The organism is Nonomuraea sp. CA-218870 (assembly GCF_050936535.1).
Taxonomy (GTDB): Bacteria; Actinomycetota; Actinomycetes; order Streptosporangiales; family Streptosporangiaceae; genus Nonomuraea; species Nonomuraea corallina.
In genome coordinates, this window is the sequence record NZ_JBNJMN010000001.1 from 2,132,050 (window position 1) to 2,148,786 (window position 16,737).

Consider the following 16,737-nt stretch of genomic DNA (forward strand, 5'->3'; position numbering starts at 1 on the left):
TCGGAAAGGAACCTACACAAGTGGCCAAGCTACGCGTAGGGGTTGTCTCACCCGAGCGTGAGATCTGGTCGGGCGAGGCCGACATGGTGATTGCCAAGACCGTGGACGGCGAGATCGGTATCATGCCGCAACACGCACCTGTTCTCGGCGTCCTCGTCGAAGGCGGCGTGCTCCGTGTGAAGCGGGAAGGCGAGAGCGACCTGGTCGCCGCCGTTCACGGGGGTTTCATCTCCGTGGCGGACGACGAGGTGTCGGTGCTCGCCGAGGCGGCCGAGCTCGGCTCCGAGGTCGACGTCGCGGCGGCCCGTGACGCTCTCGACCGGGCCCAGGCCTCGGTCGAGGCCAACCAGGAAGACGCCGACGCGGCGCTCGAGGCCAAGCGGGCTCGGGCACGGCTGCGGGCGGCGGGCGAAGAGGTCTGACTTTCACGAGCCTTGGGGGGCGGCATGGTGGCAACGTTGGTGATCTGCGCGCTGCTGGCCGTCGCCCTGAGTGCCCGGGTGTTTCTGGTTGCCCGCCGCGGCAACGTACCCTGCCGCCTGAAAGCGGGTGACGGGGGCTGGCGTGCCGGAGTGGCACGTTACGCCGACGGAGAGCTCCACTGGATTCCCCTCTGGGACGTGCGACTGAGGCCGCGCCACGCGATCGCGAGGCGCGGCCTCGTCGTTTCGGGGCGCAGGGAGCTCGACAACGGTCTGTACGCGGTCGACTGCTCGGGCTCGACCCGCGACGTCTCGCTGGCGATGAGCGCCGACGCGCTGACCGGTTTCCTGGCCTGGCTGGAGTCGGCGCCCCCGAGCGCCTATCTCGACGTCGCCTGAGGCGCGTCTAGCGGGTGGCGCCGGGCTTCCAGAGGATCTCGTCGCCGTCGTGGGCGATCCGGCACAGGATGAAGAGAAGGTCCGACAGCCGGTTGAGGTAGGTGGCCGTCAGCGGGTTCATGTCGTCGTGCTCGCCCAGGGCCGCCCAGGTGGTCCTTTCGGCGCGGCGGACGGTGACGCGGGCCAGGTGGAGCGCGGCCGTGGCGGGGTCGCCGCCCGGCAGGATGAAGCTCCGCAGCGGCTTGAGCCGCTCGTTGAAGTGGTCACACTGCTCCTCCAGCCAGTCGACGTAGGACTGCTCGACCCGTAGCGGCGGGAACTCGGGGTTCGGGGTCACCGGGCTGGACAGGTCGGCGCCGAGGTCGAACAGCTCGTTCTGGACGCGCCGCAGCACCGTCACCAGGTCGTCGGCCAGGGTGCCGTGCGACAGGGCCAGCCCGAGGTGGGCGTTGGCCTCCTCCACGTCGGCGTAGGCTGCGAGCCGCGGGTCGGTCTTCGACGTCCGGCTCATGTCGCCGAGCGTGGTCGTGCCGTCGTCCCCGGTCCGGGTGTAGATCCGGGATAGAACGACCGGTTTGTCGTTGTCTGGGCGCGTCATGCCTTCAGCGTAATGACAAATGTCATCCGGATCGGACGCGTACCGCACCCCAGGCCCCTGATTTCCGCAACTACCAGGTCGAATGCTGAATACGTCACTATCGGGACATGATGAAGGAGAGGACCTGATGCTTGAGATCAGCGGACTGCGCAAGCGCTTCGCCGGCTCCGCCGGGACGCCAGAAGGCAAGCAGGCCCTGGACGGGATCGGCTTCACCGTCCGGCCGGGGGAGATGTTCGGCTTCGTGGGCGCCAACGGCGCGGGCAAGTCGACGACCATGCGGATCGTGATGGGTGTGCTCAAGGCCGACTCCGGCACCGTGAGCTGGCGCGGAGAGCCCGTGACGCACGTCCACCGCCGGCGCTTCGGCTACATGCCCGAGGAGCGCGGGCTCTACCAGAAGATGCGCGCCAGTGAGCAGATCGAGTACTTCGGCCGGCTGCACGGGATGAGCCAGGACCGGGCCAAGAAGGCGACCGAGGACCTGCTGGAGCGGCTCGGGCTGACCGAGCGCAGGAACTCCAGCGTGGAGTCGCTCTCCCTGGGCAACCAGCAGCGCGTGCAGCTCGCCGTGGCGCTGGTGCACGACCCGGAGCTGCTGATCCTGGACGAGCCGTTCTCCGGCCTCGACCCGATCGCGGTCGACGCGCTGGCGACGGTGCTGCAGGAGCGGTGCCGCGGGGGCGTGCCGGTGATCTTCTCCAGCCACCAGCTCGAACTGGTGGAGCGCCTCTGCGACTCCGTGGGGATCGTCTCCGCGGGCCGGATGGTGGCCAGCGGCCCGGTCGACGAGCTGCGCGCCGCCGAGGGCGGCACGCTGCGGGTCGTGGTCCGCAACCCGGCTCCCGGGTGGGCCGACGGCCTGCCCGGCCTGGTGAGCGTGCAGGGTGACCGCCACGTGCTGGTCACCGAGGACGGCGACGACCAGGAGATCCTGCGCCGGGCCGTCAAGGCGGGACATGTCGAGCACTTCGGGGTCGAGCAGCCGACCCTCACCGAGATCTTCAAGGAGGCCGTGGCGTGAACGGGATGATGCTGGTCGCGCGCCGGGAGATCGTCACGCAGATCCGGACCCGGGCGTACATCTTCAGCCTGCTGATCACCGTGGTGATCGTGGGAGCCCTCGCGTTCGCGCCCAAGCTGTTCGACGGCCCCGACTCGTACACGCTGGGGACCGTCAACTCGCAGCAGCTGCCGCTGGAGGCGGCGGCGCCCGACATGGAGTTCGAGTGGCGCGCCTACCCCGACGAGGCGGCGGCGACGCGGGCCGTGCTCGACGGGGACGTGGACGCGGCCCTGGTCGACGGCAGCAAGGTGCTCACCGACGGGGAGATCGACACCGAGCTGGGCGTGCTGTTGCAGAGCACGCACCGGGAGGTGAAGCTGGGCGCCGCGGGAGTGAACATCGCCCCGCTGCAGGTGGAGTCCGTCGGCGCGGACACCCGGTACGAGGCCGCCAGGACGGGCATCGCGCTGGTGCTGGTCCTGGTGCTCTTCATGCTCATCATCGGGCAGGTCATGACGGTGGCCATGGGCGTGGTGGAGGAGAAGGGCAGCCGGATCGTGGAGATCCTGCTCAGCTCGGTGCGCCCGTGGCAGCTTCTCGGTGGCAAGATCATCGGACTGGGCGTGCTCGGCCTGATCAACCTCGGCTCGATCCTCGTGGTCGGCCTCGTGGCCTCCTACGTCTCCGGGTTCGCCGCCGACTTCCCGCCCGGCATGACCGGCATCATGGCCGGCGTGATCCTGTGGTTCGTGCTCGGCTACGCGTTCTTCGCCACGCTGGGCGCCGCGCTGGCCTCTCTGGTGTCCCGCCAGGAGGAGGTCGGCAACGTGATGTCGCCGATGACCATGGTCATCATGGCGGCCTACTTCGTGGCCTTCTACGCCGTCAACGACCCCACCGGGCCCGTCGCGACGATCGTCTCCTTCGTGCCGCCGTTCTCCTCCATGGTGATGCCGGTGCGGATGGCGGCCACCGAGGTGCCCCTGTGGGAGGTCGCGGCGTCGGTCGGGCTCATGGTGCTGGCCGTGCTCGCCACCCTGTCCTTCGGGGCCAAGGTGTACGAGCGCGCGGTGCTGCGCACCGGTGCCAGGGTGAAGCTCGGTGAAGTCCTCCGCGCGAAGTGATGGACGCGATCGAGCGGGCGCGCCGCAGGACCTGGTGGATGCTGGCGACGTTCGGGCCCTTCGTGTGGCTCTTCGTCGGCGCCCGCCTGGCCCTGTCGGCGGTCAGGGGAGACCCGCTCCCGTGGGCGCGCACCGCGGCCGCGCTGGTCCTGCTCGCCTGCTTCACCTGGCTCTACCTGCGGATCTGCACGGCCGTGATCGAACACCGGTATCCCACCCGTGAGGTGGTGGGAGCCGGCGCACTGGCCGTCGCGGCGGTGGCGGCCGGCGGCGCGGACCCGGCGTCCTTCGGCATGGCGCTGGTCGCGTGGCTGTCGGTGGCCTCGCTCGGGGTGCCGGCCTGGGCCGCCGTCCTCATGGCAGTGGGTACGGCGGGCGCGGGCGTCGCGCTCGGTCACCTGAACTACCTGATCGATCCGGACATGCTCGTGACCGGCGACTGGAGCGAGGGCAGGACCCTGCTGTTCCTCGGCGTCACCTACGGCCTCGTGTGCGCGGCCTTCCCGCCGGCCAACCGGCTGTGGATGTGGATGCTGGAGCTCACCATCCAGGCGCACCAGGGCAGGGAGGCGCACACCCGGCTCGCGCTGGCCGAGGAGCGGCTGCGCTTCTCCAGGGACCTGCACGACCTCGTCGGGCACCGGCTGTCCACGATCGCGGTCAAGGCCGGGCTGGCCGTGCGACTGTCGGACGCGGACGGGGACGCGGCCAGGGCGCAGATGGCCGAGGTCAGCGACCTCACCCGCCAGGCCCTGCGCGAGCTGCGGCAGGCCGTGCGCGGCTACCGGGATCTCGACCTGACCGCCGAGCTGAACAGCGTGAAGGACGTGCTCGAAGCGGCCGGCATCGACTGCCGCTGCCATCTGCCCTATCGCGATCCGCCCGGCGAGGTGGCCCCGATGTTCGCCTACGTGGTCCGGGAGGCGGTGACCAACGTGCTCAAGCACAGCGCGGCCACCTACTGCGACATCCTGGTACGGTTCACCGACGACCGGGCCGAGCTGCGGGTACGCAACGACGGGGCCGGGCCGCGTGACGGCGGCGACGCCGGCAGCGGGCTGACGGGGCTGAAGGAGCGGGTGGCGGCCCTCGACGGCGAGCTCACCGCCGGGCCCGCGGGCGACGGGGAGTTTCTGCTCACGGCGGTCGTGTCCCTGCCCGTACGTGGGTAGGGGATATAGGTCGGGGTCATATCCCCTATTCAAGGAGGTGGCATGCGCGTCCAGGGCAATCTGAAGGGTCAGGTGGTACGGCTCGGCAACCGGCTCGACGCGGGCACGTCGGAGGGAGTGCGGTCGCGCCTGCACGAGGCGGTGCAGTCCGGCGCCGGCGATCTTATCCTCGACCTGTCCGACCTGGAGATGATCGACGCGACGGGTCTCGGCGTGCTGGTGGGCACGCATCGGCTCGCGCTCGACGCCGAACGCCGCATGGTGCTGCGCGCGGTGCCCCCGCGGATCATGCGGATCCTGGCGGTGACCCGGCTGAACCGCGTTCTCCACGTCGAGGCGCCGGCCGCCGCGGTGGCGTGAATTTCCATTCCAGCGGCATTTACCAACAATTGCGGGCGGCCGTTATGGGGCCAGCGCTCTGAGGAAGAGATGTACGGCGACGCCCACGAGTTCGTCGAGCTCCGGCGGTTCCCCGGCCAGCAGCCATTCGATGAGGAGCTCCTGGAGCCCGCCTATTACGCCCAGCGCGACCAGCCGCCGATTCATCCCCGGCGCCTGCGGAAAATCGGCCCAGGCTTCCTCCACGAGCCGCGCGAAGGAGTCGATCGCCCGCTGCCGCGACATCATCAGCACATCGCCGGATCTGCGCACCTCCACATGCATGATCCGGGCCCTGCGCCAGTCGGCCGTGGCGAACTCGATATAGGCCCGGATTCCCGCCCTGATCCGGCCGTCGAGCGTGTTGGGCGCGTCCTGCAGGGCCTTGGAGACCACCGCCAGGCTTTCCTCGACGCAGCGCTCGTGCAGCGCCTGTAAGAGTTCCTCGCGGCCCCCGAAACATTCATAGAAGGCGCGGTTGGAGATCCGCGCCTCCGAGCACAGCCTTTCGATCGTCGTGGCCGCGAAACCTGGTTTCGCGTAGAGCGTGTAGGCGGCTGTCATCAGCCGCTCGCGTCTGTCGGCCAGCCTTTGTTCCGCTGACATTCCCCGGTAAGACCGGTTCACATTCCACCCGTCCAACATGATCGTGGCCCCCGAGCACACAATTATGGATGGATGATCGGATTGTGGAAAGGGCAGACAGATTACCTCTTACGTCGTCCGTGCAAGAACGTGACAACTTTGATCAGCCGCTCAAGCTCCTCGGGCTGCCGGGAGAACGAGGTCAGCCGCATTCCCGGCACCGCGAAGCGCTGCCGCGAGATGGACTTGGCGCGGGCGAACTCCCGCAGCCCGTCGGCGCCGTGGATGCGCCCGAAGCCGGAGTCGCCCGTACCGCCGAAGGGCAGCGAGGCCACGCCGGCGAACGAGATGACCGAGTTGACGGCCGCCATCCCGGTGCGCATGGCGCGCGCCAGCCGCATCGCCCGGCGCCTGTCACCGGAGAACACGGTGCCCGCCAGCCCGTACGTCGTGTCGTTGGCCAGCTCCAGCGCCTCCTGCGCGTCCTTGGTGCGGCGCACCGTGATCGTCGGACCGAACGTCTCCTCGCGCACCGAGGGGGAGTCCTCCGGCACATCCTCCACGACCACAGGGTCGACGTACGGCGGCCGCACCGAGTCCGGGCCGCCCGTGACCGTGCGGCCTGACTTGGTCGCGTCGTCGATGTGCCGTTTGATGATGTCGAGCTGCCCCGGCATGGTGATCGGCCCGTAGTGCTCGCCCGCCTTCACCGTGGCGACCCGCTCCGACAGCGTCCGCATGAACGGCTCGTACACGGCGTCGACCACGTACACCCGCTCCACGCCCACGCACGTCTGGCCCGCGTTCGCCAGCGCGCCCCACAGGCACGCGTCGACCGCGGCCTCGATGTCGGCGCCGGCGTCCACGATGAACGCGTCCTTGCCGCCGCACTCGGCCACCATCGGCGTCAGGTTCTCCGCGCAGGCCGCCATCACCCGCTTGGCCGTCGCCGTGGAGCCGGTGAAGGCGATCTTCTTGACCCGGGGGTCGCGTGCCAGGAACGCGCCCGTCTCACCCAGCCCCGTCACCGTCTGGAACACCGGCCGCTCCGGCACCGCCTCCGCGAACAGCTCCGCCAGCTTCACCCCCACCCCGGGCGTGAACTCGCTCGGCTTGAACACCACGGCGTTGCCCGCCGCGAGCGCGTAGGCGATCGACCCCATCGGGGTGAACACCGGATAGTTCCACGGCCCGATGATCCCGACGACGCCCAGGGGGAGGTACTCCAGCGTGGCCGCCAGGTTGGCGCCGATCATCCCGCCCGAGACCCGGCGCGGCCCGAGCACCTTGCGGGCGTTGCGGGCGGCCCAGTCGATGTGCGTGATCGCCAGCACGATCTCCAGAGTGGCGTCCGCGACCGGTTTGCCCGTCTCTTCGTGTACCAGCTGAGCCAGGGCCCGCAGTTCGCGCGTCACGATCGCCTTGTAGTCCAGCAGCCTGCGCCTGCGTCCCGCGTGACCCAGCTCCTCCCACCAGACGGCGGCCTCCTGCGCCCGGCCGACCGCTTCGCGCACGGCTTCGGCGTCATGCTTCTGGTGGCTGCCGACGACCGTGCCGGTCGCCGGGTTCAGGGATTCGAACGTGAGCGTCGTCATGACGCCACGATAGGCCCGTAAGGCTTTGCTTACTAGCCGCCCCCTGACGCACGGGTCCGGCCGGCCTTCACGGCGTCGATCCGGCTCACGGCTGACGGGGGCGCGACGCCGTCCCGCGAACGCGTCAGAACAGGGTCGGGTTCTCCGGCTCGATGCCGCGCAGCGCGGCGTAGTCGAGCGTGACGCACTCGATGCCCCGGTCGGCCGCCAGCACCCGGGCCTGTGGCTTGATCTCCTGCGCGGCGAACACCCCGCGCACCGGGGCCAGCAGCGGGTCGCGGTTGAGCAGCTCCAGATAGCGGGTGAGCTGCTCGACGCCGTCGATCTCACCCCGGCGCTTGATCTCCACCGCCACCGTGGCGCTCTTGGCGTCGCGGCACAGGATGTCGACCGGGCCGATGGCCGTCATGTACTCGCGCCGGATGAGCGTGTAGCCCTCGCCGAGGGTGGTGATGTGCTCGGCGAGCAGCTCCTGCAGGTGGGCCTCGACGCCGTCCTTGATGAGCCCGGGGTCGACGCCCAGCTCGTGGGAGGAGTCGTGGAGGATCTCGGCCATCGTCAGCACCAGCTTCTCGCCGGTCTTGCCGTGGGTGACGGTCCAGGTCTCGCCGTCCTCCTTGAGCTTGCACGGCGGGTTCATCCAGTTGAGCGGCTTGAAGGCGCGGTCGTCGGCGTGGATCGACACGCTGCCGTCGGCCTTGATGAGCACGAGCCTGGGGGCCATCGGCAGGTGTGCCGTGAGCCGTCCGATGTAGTCGACGCTGCAACGCGCGATGACCAGCCGCATGAGAGTCCACCCTAGCGGCTCTGTAAAACTACGAGCATGGCGTTTGAAATGGTGGGAGTGGTCGGACTCGGCACGATGGGTGCCGGAATCGCGGAAGTGTTCGCCCGGGGCGGGCTGCGGGTCATCGGAGTGGAGGCCGACGCCGACGCGCTGGCCCGCGGCCGGGGCCACCTGGAGAGATCGACGCAGCGCGCCGTCGACCGGGGCAAGCTGACGCCCGCCGACCGCGACGCGGTCCTGGGCCGGATCACCCTCACCACCGCCAGGGAGGACCTGCGGGAGGCGGACCTGGTGGTCGAGGCCATCCCCGAGGTGCTCGGCCACAAGACGGCGCTGATGCGCGACCTGGACGGCATCTGCAAACCGGAGACTGTGCTGGCCACCAACACCTCCTCGCTGTCCGTCACCGCGATCGCCGCCGCCACCGGGCGGCCCGGCCGGGTGGTGGGCCTCCACTTCTTCAACCCGGCCCCGGTCATGCGGCTGGCCGAGGTGGTCCGTACGGTCGTGACCGACGCCGACGTGGTGCCGGCGATGCGGGAGCTGGCCGTACGGCTCGGCAAGACGGCGGTGGTGGTCGGCGACCGCGCCGGGTTCGTGGTGAACCGGCTGCTGCTGCCCTACCTGAACCACGCCGCCGTGCTGATGGAGCAGGGCGTGGCCGGGCGCGACGACATCGACGCGGCGATGCGTCACGGCGCGGGGCTGCCCATGGGCCCGTTCGAGCTGCTCGACCTGATCGGGCTCGACACCGCGTACGAGATCATGGGCGTGCTGTTCGACGAGACCCGCGACCGCCGCCACGCGCCTGCGCCGGTGCTGCGCGAGCTGGTCTCGGCGCGGCTGCTGGGCCGCAAGACCGGGCGCGGCTTCCACGGCGCCGATCCCCGGCCGCACGAACCCGCCAAGTCCTCGGTGATCACCTTCGACATCGCCGGATCGGGCGGCGGCGAGCTGGCGGAGCGGCTGCGCGCGGCCGGGTTCAAGTCGGCCGAGGAGCCCGACGTGCTGCTCCGCCTGGCCGACCGGCCGATGATCGAGCACGCCGTCCAGCTCCGCGACCCGGCCAGGATGGTCGGCGTCCACCTGGTGGGCGGCCGGGTGGCCGAGGTCGTCTCCACGGTCCTCACCTCGCCGGAGGCGGCCCACGCGGCCGCCGACCTGATGAAGGTGATCGGGCTGACGCCGGTGGCGTGCAGGGACCGGGCGGGGTTCGTGGTGGACGCGCTGCTCTACCCGTACCTCAACGACGCCGTGCGGATGTACGAGTCCGGCTACGCCTCGATCGACGAGATCGACTCCGCCATGCGGCTGGGCTGCGGCTACCCGGCGGGGCCGTTCGAGACGCTCGAGACCATCGGCCTCGACACGGTCCGGGAGGGGCTGCGGGCCCTGTACGCGGAGTACCGCGAGCCGGCCTTCGCCCCGGCGCCGCTGCTCGACCAGCTCGTCACGGCGGGCGTGCGCGCCTTCCCGCGGCCATGAGCCCGCGCCGCGCCCGGCGCAGGGAGCACACCCGGCCCGCCGTCGTCCCGCCCAGCGCCGACCGGGTGGAGGAGTGGCCGGACGGCGAGTGGAAGGTGCGCTCGCTCACCGGCCAGGCGTCGACCAAGGACTACCGCTGTCCCGGCTGCGACCAGGAGATCCGGGGCGGCCGGCCGCATCTGGTCACCTGGCCCGACTGGCCGGGCGGCGAGGAGGAACGCCGCCACTGGCATCCGGTGTGCTGGCGCAAGAGACTGGACCGCGGCCCCGGCCGCAGCCGCTACTGACGACGAAGGAGTGACGTGGAGATTCGCGCGGCGACCGTGCTTCCCGCCCGGCGTGAGCCGATCGAGCTGCACACCGGCGACGGCCTGACCCTGGTCGGCGAGCTGGCCCTGCCCGAGGAACGGCCTCCGGTGGCGACCCTGGTGACGCTGCATCCGCTGCCGACCCACGGCGGCTTCATGGACAGCCATGTCTACAAGAAGGCCGCCAACCGGCTGCCGGCGCTGGCCGACCTGGCGGTGCTGCGCTTCAACACCCGCGGCACCTCCTCCGACCGCGGCACCTCCCAGGGCGCGTTCGACGGCGGCGAGGGCGAGCGGTTCGACGTGGCCGCGGCGCTGGAGTACGCCGAGTTCCACGACCTGCCCAGGGTCTGGGTGGTCGGCTGGTCGTTCGGCAGCGAGCTGGCGCTCAAGTGGGCCCACGATCCCCTGGTGGAGGGGGCCATCCTGCTGTCGCCGCCGCTGCACAGGGCCACCGACGCCGACCTCGACGCCTGGGCCCGGTTCGGCCGGCCGCTGATCGCGCTGGTGCCCGAGTTCGACGACTACCTGCGCCCCGAGGAGGCCGAGCGCCGCTTCGCCCGGGTGCCGCAGGCCGAGGTGGTCGGCGTCGAGGGAGCCAAGCACCTGTGGGTGGGCGAGCCGTACGTGCGCATCGTGCTCGACGAGATCGTCCGCCGCGTCGTACCGGACCGTTACCCCCTCCCCACCGAGATCTGAGCCTCATAGAATCTCGTTCGGTCCGTACGGAGGAGGCATCGTGGGCGCGTTCGCTCTAGACGGTAAGAAGGCCCTGGTCACCGGGGCGTCGAAGGGCATCGGCAAGGCCATCGCGCTCGCGTTCGCCGACGCCGGGGCCGACGTGGCGCTGACCGCGCGCTCGGCCGACGCGCTCGCCGAACTGGCCGGCGAGATCCGGGCGCGCGGCCGCCAGGCCGTGGCCATCCCCGCCGACCTGACCGACAGGGACACCGCCGCCGCGACCGTGCGCGCGGCCATCGCCGGGCTGGGCCACCTCGACATCGTGGTCAACAACGCCGGTGGGTCCAACTTCCTGGTCGAGTTCAAGGACCTGCGGCTGAGCGGCTGGGACAAGATCATGCGGCTCAACCTCGACTCGGCCATGGCCGTCTGCCACGCCGCCGCGCCCCACCTGCTCGGACGCGGCAGCGGCTCGGTGATCAACATCGCCTCCGCGGCCGCGCTCGGCGCGCCCTTCCTGGCCCCGTACGCGGCCGCCAAGGCGGGCCTGGTGGCCCTGACCAAGACGCTCGCCCTGGAGTGGGCGGCGGCGGGCGTGCGGGTCAACGCCCTTCTGCCGGGCTGGACCGCCACGGACCTCAACCGCAACCTCTGGGATGACGGGAACGGCGGCCTGGCGACGGTCTCCGGCGTGCCGATGCGCCGCTGGGGCACCGTCGAGGAGATCGCCCGGCCCGCCGTGTTCCTCGCCGGTGACGCCTCGTCCTACATGACCGGGCAGACGCTGATCGTCGACGGCGGACTGACCACTGCCTGACGAACCGGACGGTCCATTCCCGGCATATCGGCATGGGCATGGAGTGAATGTCGCGGCGAACCGGGCTACCGTGAGGTCCGTGCAGCTCTACACGAGAACAGCCGGGAGCGGACTCCCGCTCGTACTGCTCCACGCGTTCCCGCTCTCCTCGGCCATGTGGCTGGCCCAGCGGGAGGGTCTGGCCAGGGCGTGCCGGGTCATCACCCCCGACCTGCGCGGCTTCGGCGGGTCACGGCTCGGCGACGACGAGCCGTCGATCGACCTCATGGCCGACGACGTCGCCCGCATGCTCGACGACGAGGGCGTCGAGCGGGCGGTCGTCGGCGGCCTGTCGATGGGCGGCTACGTCGCCATGGCCTTCTGCCGCCGCCACCCCGACCGGGTGCTGGGCGTCATCCTGGCCGGCACCAAGGCGAGCCCCGACACCGAGCCCGCCCGCGACAACCGCGAGCGCATCGCCAGGGCGGTGCTCGCCGACGGCAGCGACGTGCTGGTCAAGGAGGTGCTTCCAGCCCTGATCGGGACCACCACCAAGCAGCGCAGGGCCATGGTGTTCGGCCGGGTCAAGGGGCTCGTGCAGGCGGCGCCGCCCCAGGCCGCGGCCTGGGCGCAGCGCGCGATGGCCGCCCGGCCCGACTCCTTCGACACGCTGGCCGCGCTCAAGGTGCCCGCGCTGGTGCTGGTGGGCGACGAGGACGAGCTGGCGCCGCCGCCGGACGCGCAGGCCATGGCGGAGGCGGTGCCGGAAGGGCGGCTGGAGGTCATCGCCAAGGCCGGTCACCTGGTCGCCGTCGAGCAGCCCGAGGCGTTCAACGCGGCCGTGGAGCGCTTCCTCAGCTCCGAGCTTGCCGGGGTATCACGATCTCACGGATGATCAGGGCGATCGCGGCGGCCACCGGGATGGCCAGCAGCGCGCCCACGATGCCCAGCAGGGCGCCGCCCACCAGGGCGGCGATCACCGTCACCGCCGGCGTCACGTCGACCGAGCGCTTCATCACCCGCGGGTAGATGACGTAGTTCTCGATCTGCTGGTAGATCACGAAGAAGATCGCGCAGGCGAGGCCCGCGGGCACCGAGCCGAGCAGCGCCACGCCGGTCACCAACACGGCTCCGATCGTGGCGCCGACCAGCGGGATCAGGTCGGTCAGGGCCACCACGAGGGCGAGGGCGAGCGCGTACTCGACGCCCACGATCGACAGGAAGACCCACGTCAGCACGCCGGCGATGACCGAGATGAGGATGTTGCCGGCGACGTAGCCGCCGATGCCGCCGAGGATCTGCTCGGCGATCGCCCCGGTGCGGTCACGGCGCGAGGCGGGGACCAGCTTGAGCAGGTAGGCCTTGATCGTGTGCAGCGAGCCCAGGAAGTAGAGCATGAGCACCAGCAGCGTGATCGTGGTGAACAGGCCGTCGAGCACCACCAGCCCGGCGCCCACCACGCCGGTGGCCAGCGACGGGCCGAGGGTGCTCGTGACGAACGAGGCCAGCTGCGGCAGGATCTGGTAATCGGCGTCGAGTTCGCGCAGCGTCGGATGGCTGCTCAGCTCCCTGACGTACTCCGGCACGGCCGCCACGAAGTCGGCGAGCTGCCGGCTGACCGGCGGCACCACGGCCAGGCCGAACAGCACGAACGCCACGATCACCGCGGCGAACACGGACGTGATCGCCCACCGCCTGGCCAGGCCGCGCCGCTGCAGCGCCTCCACCGCCGGGTTCAGCCCGACGGCCAGGAACATCGCCACCACGATCAGGATGATCACGCTCAGCGAGCTGACGACCATCTGGGCGAGCGCGATGGCGGTCAGCACCCCGAGCCCGCCGGTCAGCCCGAACAGGAACGGCCCCCGGACCAGCGGCTTCCCCGGCATCCCGTACCCGTCAGGAGGGAACCCCGTCCCGTCGGTCGTCGGCCCGCCGCCGCCTGCGGGCGGCGGCGCGGCGGGATCGGCTGTCGCGGTCACGGGCTCTCCTGCACCAGGGGGCACAACGAGAGAGAGCCTAGCGACCTCGGTCACCAGGCTCTCTCATCTTGTGCGATCAATCCCGTGTAGGACGCCTCAGCGGCGGGCGCGGCCGGTTACTCCTGCCACCACTCGGCGTCGTCGTCAGCCTTGCTCTCGGCCTTGGCGGGCGCGGCGATCGGAGCCGGGCGGTCGTCGACCGTCGCGGCGGCCAGGGCCGGCTTGGGCGGGGCCGCGGTGACGGCGGGCTCGGGGTCGAGGCCCGGCAGGGCGGCGCCGCCGAGCAGCTGGCGCAGCTGCGCCAGGTGGCTGGTGATGCTGTCGCGCTGGCGGGTCAGCTCGTCGACCTGGCGCTGCATCGAGGTGCGGGTGCGCTCGGCCTCGTTCTTCGCCTCGGTGACGATCGTCTCGGCGCTGCTCTTGGCCTCGCTGACGATCTGCTCGGAGCTCTTGCGGGCGTTGGCGACCAGCTGCTTGGCGTGCAGATCGGCCTCGCGGCGGGTCTGCTCGGCCTGCTGGGTCGCCTTGGTGGCCCGGGACTCGGCGGTGGCGGCGCGCTGCTCGGCCTCGGCCACCAGCTTCTGCGTCGCGGCCTGCGTGGCGGCGTGGCGCTCGGCCTCCTGGCGCTCCGCCTCCTCGCGCCGGGAGGCGAGCTGGATCTCGAACTCGGCCTCGTCCTGCGCCCGCTTGGCCTCGGACTCCTCCAGGACCCGCTGCGCCTGCGCGCGCATCTCGTCGGCCTGCCGCTTGGCGGTGGTGAGCACCTCGTCGCGCTCGCGCTTGGTCGAGGCGCGCAGCTGGGCCACCTCGCGCTCGGTGGTGGTGCGCAGCTTGGCGATCTCACGCTCGGCGTCGGCGCGCTTCTCGGCGACCTCGTGGTCGGCGGTGGCGCGGAGCTTGGCCACCTCGCGCTCGGTGGTCGCCGTCAGCTCGTCGGCCTCCCGGCGGGCGGTCGAGCGGATCTCCTCGGCGTCGCGCTCGGCGCTCGTGCGCATCTCCTCGCTCTCGCGCGTCGCCTGCGCCCGCTTCTCGGCCGCCTCGGCCTCCGCGGCGGCGCGCAGATCGGCCGCCTCCACCTTGGCCGCGGCCTTGATCTCGTTGGCCTCGGACCTGGCGGCCTGGACGAGCTCGGTGGCCTGCTCCTCGGCCAGGCGCAGGAGCTGCTCGATGCGGGCGCCGAGACCGGAGTAGGTGGGCCGCTCCTGCTCCTGCAGCTGGCGCTGGGAGTCGGACAGCTCTCGCTGCAAGGAAGTGGCCTGCTCGCGGGCCTGGCGCAGTTCGGCGTCGAGCTGCTTCAGGTGATCGTGGACCTGATGCCGGTCATAACCTCGGAGCACCACGTCGAACTCGCGGGCTGGTGCGTCTTCGAAGAAGTTGTTGAGCTGGGCGTCGATGTCGGACTGCATGGAGGCTCGATCCTGGGTTGTCGAGACGGCTACACGGGCCGGACGGGGGGTTCGGGGCATCCGAGCCTGGAGCCCGTGCCTCGCGGCAGGCTCCATGTCCGGTGGAAAGCCAGCGTACTCCGCCGATGCCGAGTGCGAAGCCCCGTCCGGGTTTCTGCATGACCAGTTACTAATGAACGAATTTTGTGTTTGCTAGCTCTTGGCCGCTTGCACCAACTCGGTCAGCATTCCTCCCACATCCTTGGGGTGCAGAAACGCGATCTGCGATCCCATGGAGCCGTGCCTGGGGCTCTCGTCGAGCAGGCGCACACCTTTGCCGCCGATCTTAGACATGGCCTCGGAGACGTCCGGCACGCCGAACGCCACATGGTGGACTCCCTCACCCCTCTTGGCCAGGAATTTCCCCACGGGCGAATCGGGCGACAGCGGCTCGAGCAGCTGGATGTAGGAGCCGCCGCCGTCGGCGTCGGCGATCCGCAGCATGGCCTCCTTCACGCCCTGCTCCTCGTTGACCTCCCTGGCCACCACCTCCAGCTCGAACAGCCCGGAGAAGAGCGCGATCTGCTCCTCGAGGTCGTGGCACGCGATCCCGATGTGGTCGATGCGCATGAACATGTGTGGCCCACCTCCATAGCGAACACCCTGCTACCGCTAGGTATGGTGTCAAAGAGCTCCCCTCGTGTGCACAGGAGGCCCCGCATGTCTGGTTCCGTCATCGTCGCCGGAGCGCGTACCCCCATCGGCAAGTTGCTCGGCTCGCTGTCCACCCTGCGGGCTGTGGACCTGGGCGGCCTCGCGATCAAGGCCGCGCTGGAGCGTGCGGGGGTGGCGCCCGAGGCCGTTGAGTACGTGATCATGGGCCAGGTGCTGCAGGCAGGCGCGGGCCAGCTCCCCGCCCGCCAGGCGGCGGTGAAGGCCGGCATCCCCATGACGGTCCCGTCCATCCTGATCAACAAGGTGTGCCTGTCCGGCCTGGACGCCATCGCGCTGGCCGACCAGCTGATCCGCGCGGGCGAGTTCGACATCGTGGTCGCGGGCGGCATGGAGTCGATGACCAACGCCCCGCACCTGCTCCCGGGCCTGCGCAAGGGGGTCAAGTACGGGGGCTCGGAAGTCGTCGACTCGATGGCCCACGACGGCCTGTTCTGCGCCTTCGACCAGTGCGCCATGGGGGAGTCGACCGAGCGCTACAACGCGCGGCTGGGCATCGGCCGCGAGGAGCAGGACGAGGTGTCGGCCCGCTCCCACCAGCTCGCCGCCGCGGCGGCCAAGAACGGCGCTTTCGAGGCGGAGATCGTGCCGGTCGAGATCCCGCAGCGGCGCGGTGAGCCGCTGGTCGTCGAGCACGACGAGGGCGTGCGCGGCGACACCACCGCCGAGACGCTGGCCAGGCTGCGCCCGGCGTTCGCGGCCGACGGCACCATCACGGCCGGGTCGGCGTCGCAGATCTCCGACGGCGCCTGCGCGGTGGTGGTCATGTCCAAGGCCAAGGCCGAGGAGCTGGGCCTGGAGTGGCTGGCGGAGATCGGCCGCCACGGCAACGTCGCAGGCCCCGACTCGTCCCTGCAGTCGCAGCCGGCCAACGCCATCAAGCACGCCCTGGCCAAGCAGGGGCTCACGGCCCAGGACCTCGACCTGGTGGAGATCAACGAGGCGTTCGCCAGCGTGGTGATCCAGTCGGTCAAGGAGCTCGGCGTGCCGATGGACATCGTGAACGTCAACGGCGGCGGCATCGCGCTCGGCCACCCGATCGGCGCCTCCGGCGCCCGCATCGTGCTCACCCTCGCCCACGAGCTGAAGCGGCGCGGCGGCGGTGTCGGCGCCGCCGGCCTGTGCGGCGGCGGCGGCCAGGGCGACGCGCTGATCATCAGCGTGCCGAAGGGCGCCTGAGAGCTGTCACTTGACGCGGACGAAGACGGCGCGCCCGCTCCCCGAACCCTGGGGAGCGGGCGCGCCGCCTGTGGGTGGTGCCTCGTCAAGGGAGGTCAAGGGAGGATAAGGGAGGTCAAGGGG

19 protein-coding genes are annotated in these 16,737 nt (G+C 70.9%); 12 read left to right on the forward strand and 7 right to left on the reverse strand.

Going from position 1 to position 16,737, the window contains the following annotated elements:
• The first annotated feature begins 20 nt into the window (after positions 1-20).
• Complete coding sequence (locus ACQEUU_RS10535; protein WP_148033909.1) at positions 21-422, forward strand: F0F1 ATP synthase subunit epsilon; 402 nt, start codon at positions 21-23, stop codon at positions 420-422.
• A gap of 24 nt (positions 423-446) precedes the next feature.
• Positions 447-821 (forward strand): DUF2550 domain-containing protein, encoded by a 375-nt coding sequence (locus ACQEUU_RS10540; protein ID WP_433063586.1) that lies wholly within the window; start codon positions 447-449, stop codon positions 819-821.
• Positions 822-828: 7 nt separating this feature from the next.
• On the opposite strand, the gene ACQEUU_RS10545 is transcribed toward ACQEUU_RS10540, so the two are convergent.
• A complete protein-coding gene (locus tag ACQEUU_RS10545; RefSeq protein WP_433063589.1) occupies positions 829-1,419 on the reverse strand; it encodes a cob(I)yrinic acid a,c-diamide adenosyltransferase in 591 nt (196 codons plus the stop codon).
• A gap of 127 nt (positions 1,420-1,546) precedes the next feature.
• On the opposite strand from ACQEUU_RS10545, the gene ACQEUU_RS10550 reads away from it, so the two are divergent.
• The 4 genes from ACQEUU_RS10550 to ACQEUU_RS10565 are packed head-to-tail and all read left to right on the forward strand — an operon-like array spanning position 1,547 to position 5,081.
• Entirely contained in the window at positions 1,547-2,443 is an 897-nt protein-coding gene (locus ACQEUU_RS10550; RefSeq protein WP_433063593.1) for an ABC transporter ATP-binding protein, read from the forward strand.
• Positions 2,444-2,448: 5 nt separating this feature from the next.
• Positions 2,449-3,549: an ABC transporter permease gene (locus tag ACQEUU_RS10555; RefSeq protein ID WP_433071802.1), complete on the forward strand. Its 1,101-nt coding sequence runs from the start codon at positions 2,449-2,451 to the stop codon at positions 3,547-3,549.
• Entirely contained in the window at positions 3,549-4,721 is a 1,173-nt protein-coding gene (locus ACQEUU_RS10560; RefSeq protein ID WP_433063596.1) for a sensor histidine kinase, read from the forward strand. Before ACQEUU_RS10555 ends, ACQEUU_RS10560 begins: the two co-directional genes overlap by 1 nt.
• A 42-nt stretch (positions 4,722-4,763) precedes the next feature.
• Positions 4,764-5,081, forward strand: a complete 318-nt coding sequence (locus ACQEUU_RS10565; RefSeq protein WP_433063599.1) for an STAS domain-containing protein — start codon at positions 4,764-4,766, stop codon at positions 5,079-5,081.
• A gap of 42 nt (positions 5,082-5,123) precedes the next feature.
• Here ACQEUU_RS10565 and ACQEUU_RS10570 read toward each other — a convergent pair whose 3' ends face one another.
• The 3 genes from ACQEUU_RS10570 to nucS all read right to left on the reverse strand — a co-directional run bounded on the left by ACQEUU_RS10570 (position 5,124) and on the right by nucS (position 8,066).
• A complete protein-coding gene (locus tag ACQEUU_RS10570) occupies positions 5,124-5,663 on the reverse strand; it encodes a TetR/AcrR family transcriptional regulator (RefSeq protein WP_433063602.1) in 540 nt (179 codons plus the stop codon).
• Between the two features lie 143 nt (positions 5,664-5,806).
• A complete protein-coding gene (locus ACQEUU_RS10575) occupies positions 5,807-7,279 on the reverse strand; it encodes an aldehyde dehydrogenase family protein (protein ID WP_433063605.1) in 1,473 nt (490 codons plus the stop codon).
• A 124-nt stretch (positions 7,280-7,403) separates the two neighbouring features.
• Positions 7,404-8,066 (reverse strand): endonuclease NucS, encoded by a 663-nt coding sequence (nucS, locus tag ACQEUU_RS10580; RefSeq protein WP_270156420.1) that lies wholly within the window; start codon positions 8,064-8,066, stop codon positions 7,404-7,406.
• Positions 8,067-8,102: 36 nt separating this feature from the next.
• On the opposite strand from nucS, the gene ACQEUU_RS10585 reads away from it, so the two are divergent.
• The 5 genes from ACQEUU_RS10585 (at position 8,103) to ACQEUU_RS10605 (ending at position 12,231) form a co-directional block, all read left to right on the forward strand.
• The gene (locus tag ACQEUU_RS10585; protein WP_433063608.1) at positions 8,103-9,551 is read left to right on the forward strand and encodes a 3-hydroxyacyl-CoA dehydrogenase family protein; all 1,449 of its coding nucleotides are present in this window, start codon (positions 8,103-8,105) and stop codon (positions 9,549-9,551) included.
• The gene (locus ACQEUU_RS10590; RefSeq protein ID WP_433063611.1) at positions 9,548-9,838 is read left to right on the forward strand and encodes an ATP/GTP-binding protein; all 291 of its coding nucleotides are present in this window, start codon (positions 9,548-9,550) and stop codon (positions 9,836-9,838) included. Before ACQEUU_RS10585 ends, ACQEUU_RS10590 begins: the two co-directional genes overlap by 4 nt.
• A 15-nt stretch (positions 9,839-9,853) precedes the next feature.
• On the forward strand, positions 9,854-10,558 hold the full coding sequence (locus ACQEUU_RS10595; protein ID WP_433063614.1) for an alpha/beta hydrolase: 705 nt from the start codon (positions 9,854-9,856) through the stop codon (positions 10,556-10,558).
• A gap of 40 nt (positions 10,559-10,598) precedes the next feature.
• Complete coding sequence (locus ACQEUU_RS10600; RefSeq protein ID WP_433063616.1) at positions 10,599-11,357, forward strand: SDR family NAD(P)-dependent oxidoreductase; 759 nt, start codon at positions 10,599-10,601, stop codon at positions 11,355-11,357.
• A gap of 79 nt (positions 11,358-11,436) precedes the next feature.
• Positions 11,437-12,231, forward strand: coding sequence for an alpha/beta fold hydrolase (locus ACQEUU_RS10605; protein ID WP_433063619.1), 795 nt, complete (start codon positions 11,437-11,439; stop codon positions 12,229-12,231).
• Here the strand turns inward: ACQEUU_RS10605 and ACQEUU_RS10610 are convergent.
• The 3 genes from ACQEUU_RS10610 to mce form a co-directional block, all read right to left on the reverse strand.
• The gene (locus tag ACQEUU_RS10610; protein ID WP_433063622.1) at positions 12,191-13,318 is read right to left on the reverse strand and encodes an AI-2E family transporter; all 1,128 of its coding nucleotides are present in this window, start codon (positions 13,316-13,318) and stop codon (positions 12,191-12,193) included. The genes ACQEUU_RS10605 and ACQEUU_RS10610 overlap by 41 nt on opposite strands.
• Positions 13,319-13,434: 116 nt before the next feature.
• Positions 13,435-14,724, reverse strand: coding sequence for a DivIVA domain-containing protein (locus ACQEUU_RS10615; protein WP_433063625.1), 1,290 nt, complete (start codon positions 14,722-14,724; stop codon positions 13,435-13,437).
• Between the two features lie 192 nt (positions 14,725-14,916).
• A complete protein-coding gene (gene mce / locus ACQEUU_RS10620; protein ID WP_433063628.1) occupies positions 14,917-15,339 on the reverse strand; it encodes a methylmalonyl-CoA epimerase in 423 nt (140 codons plus the stop codon).
• Positions 15,340-15,423: 84 nt separating this feature from the next.
• Here mce and ACQEUU_RS10625 point away from each other — a divergent pair, with 84 nt between their 5' ends.
• Entirely contained in the window at positions 15,424-16,614 is a 1,191-nt protein-coding gene (locus ACQEUU_RS10625) for an acetyl-CoA C-acetyltransferase (RefSeq protein WP_433063631.1), read from the forward strand.
• The last annotated feature ends 123 nt before the right edge of the window (positions 16,615-16,737 follow it).

Coding starts and splice junctions, on each gene's coding strand:
- ACQEUU_RS10540 (WP_433063586.1), top strand. CDS start 447: ATGGTGGCAACGTTGGTGATCTGCGCGCTGCTGGCCGTCGCCCTGAGT.
- ACQEUU_RS10545 (WP_433063589.1), bottom strand. CDS start 1,419: ATGACGCGCCCAGACAACGACAAACCGGTCGTTCTATCCCGGATCTAC.
- ACQEUU_RS10550 (WP_433063593.1), top strand. CDS start 1,547: ATGCTTGAGATCAGCGGACTGCGCAAGCGCTTCGCCGGCTCCGCCGGG.
- ACQEUU_RS10555 (WP_433071802.1), top strand. CDS start 2,449: ATGATGCTGGTCGCGCGCCGGGAGATCGTCACGCAGATCCGGACCCGG.
- ACQEUU_RS10560 (WP_433063596.1), top strand. CDS start 3,549: ATGGACGCGATCGAGCGGGCGCGCCGCAGGACCTGGTGGATGCTGGCG.
- ACQEUU_RS10565 (WP_433063599.1), top strand. CDS start 4,764: ATGCGCGTCCAGGGCAATCTGAAGGGTCAGGTGGTACGGCTCGGCAAC.
- ACQEUU_RS10570 (WP_433063602.1), bottom strand. CDS start 5,663: ATGACAGCCGCCTACACGCTCTACGCGAAACCAGGTTTCGCGGCCACG.
- ACQEUU_RS10575 (WP_433063605.1), bottom strand. CDS start 7,279: ATGACGACGCTCACGTTCGAATCCCTGAACCCGGCGACCGGCACGGTC.
- nucS (WP_270156420.1), bottom strand. CDS start 8,066: ATGCGGCTGGTCATCGCGCGTTGCAGCGTCGACTACATCGGACGGCTC.
- ACQEUU_RS10585 (WP_433063608.1), top strand. CDS start 8,103: ATGGCGTTTGAAATGGTGGGAGTGGTCGGACTCGGCACGATGGGTGCC.
- ACQEUU_RS10590 (WP_433063611.1), top strand. CDS start 9,548: ATGAGCCCGCGCCGCGCCCGGCGCAGGGAGCACACCCGGCCCGCCGTC.
- ACQEUU_RS10615 (WP_433063625.1), bottom strand. CDS start 14,724: ATGCAGTCCGACATCGACGCCCAGCTCAACAACTTCTTCGAAGACGCA.
- mce (WP_433063628.1), bottom strand. CDS start 15,339: ATGTTCATGCGCATCGACCACATCGGGATCGCGTGCCACGACCTCGAG.
- ACQEUU_RS10625 (WP_433063631.1), top strand. CDS start 15,424: ATGTCTGGTTCCGTCATCGTCGCCGGAGCGCGTACCCCCATCGGCAAG.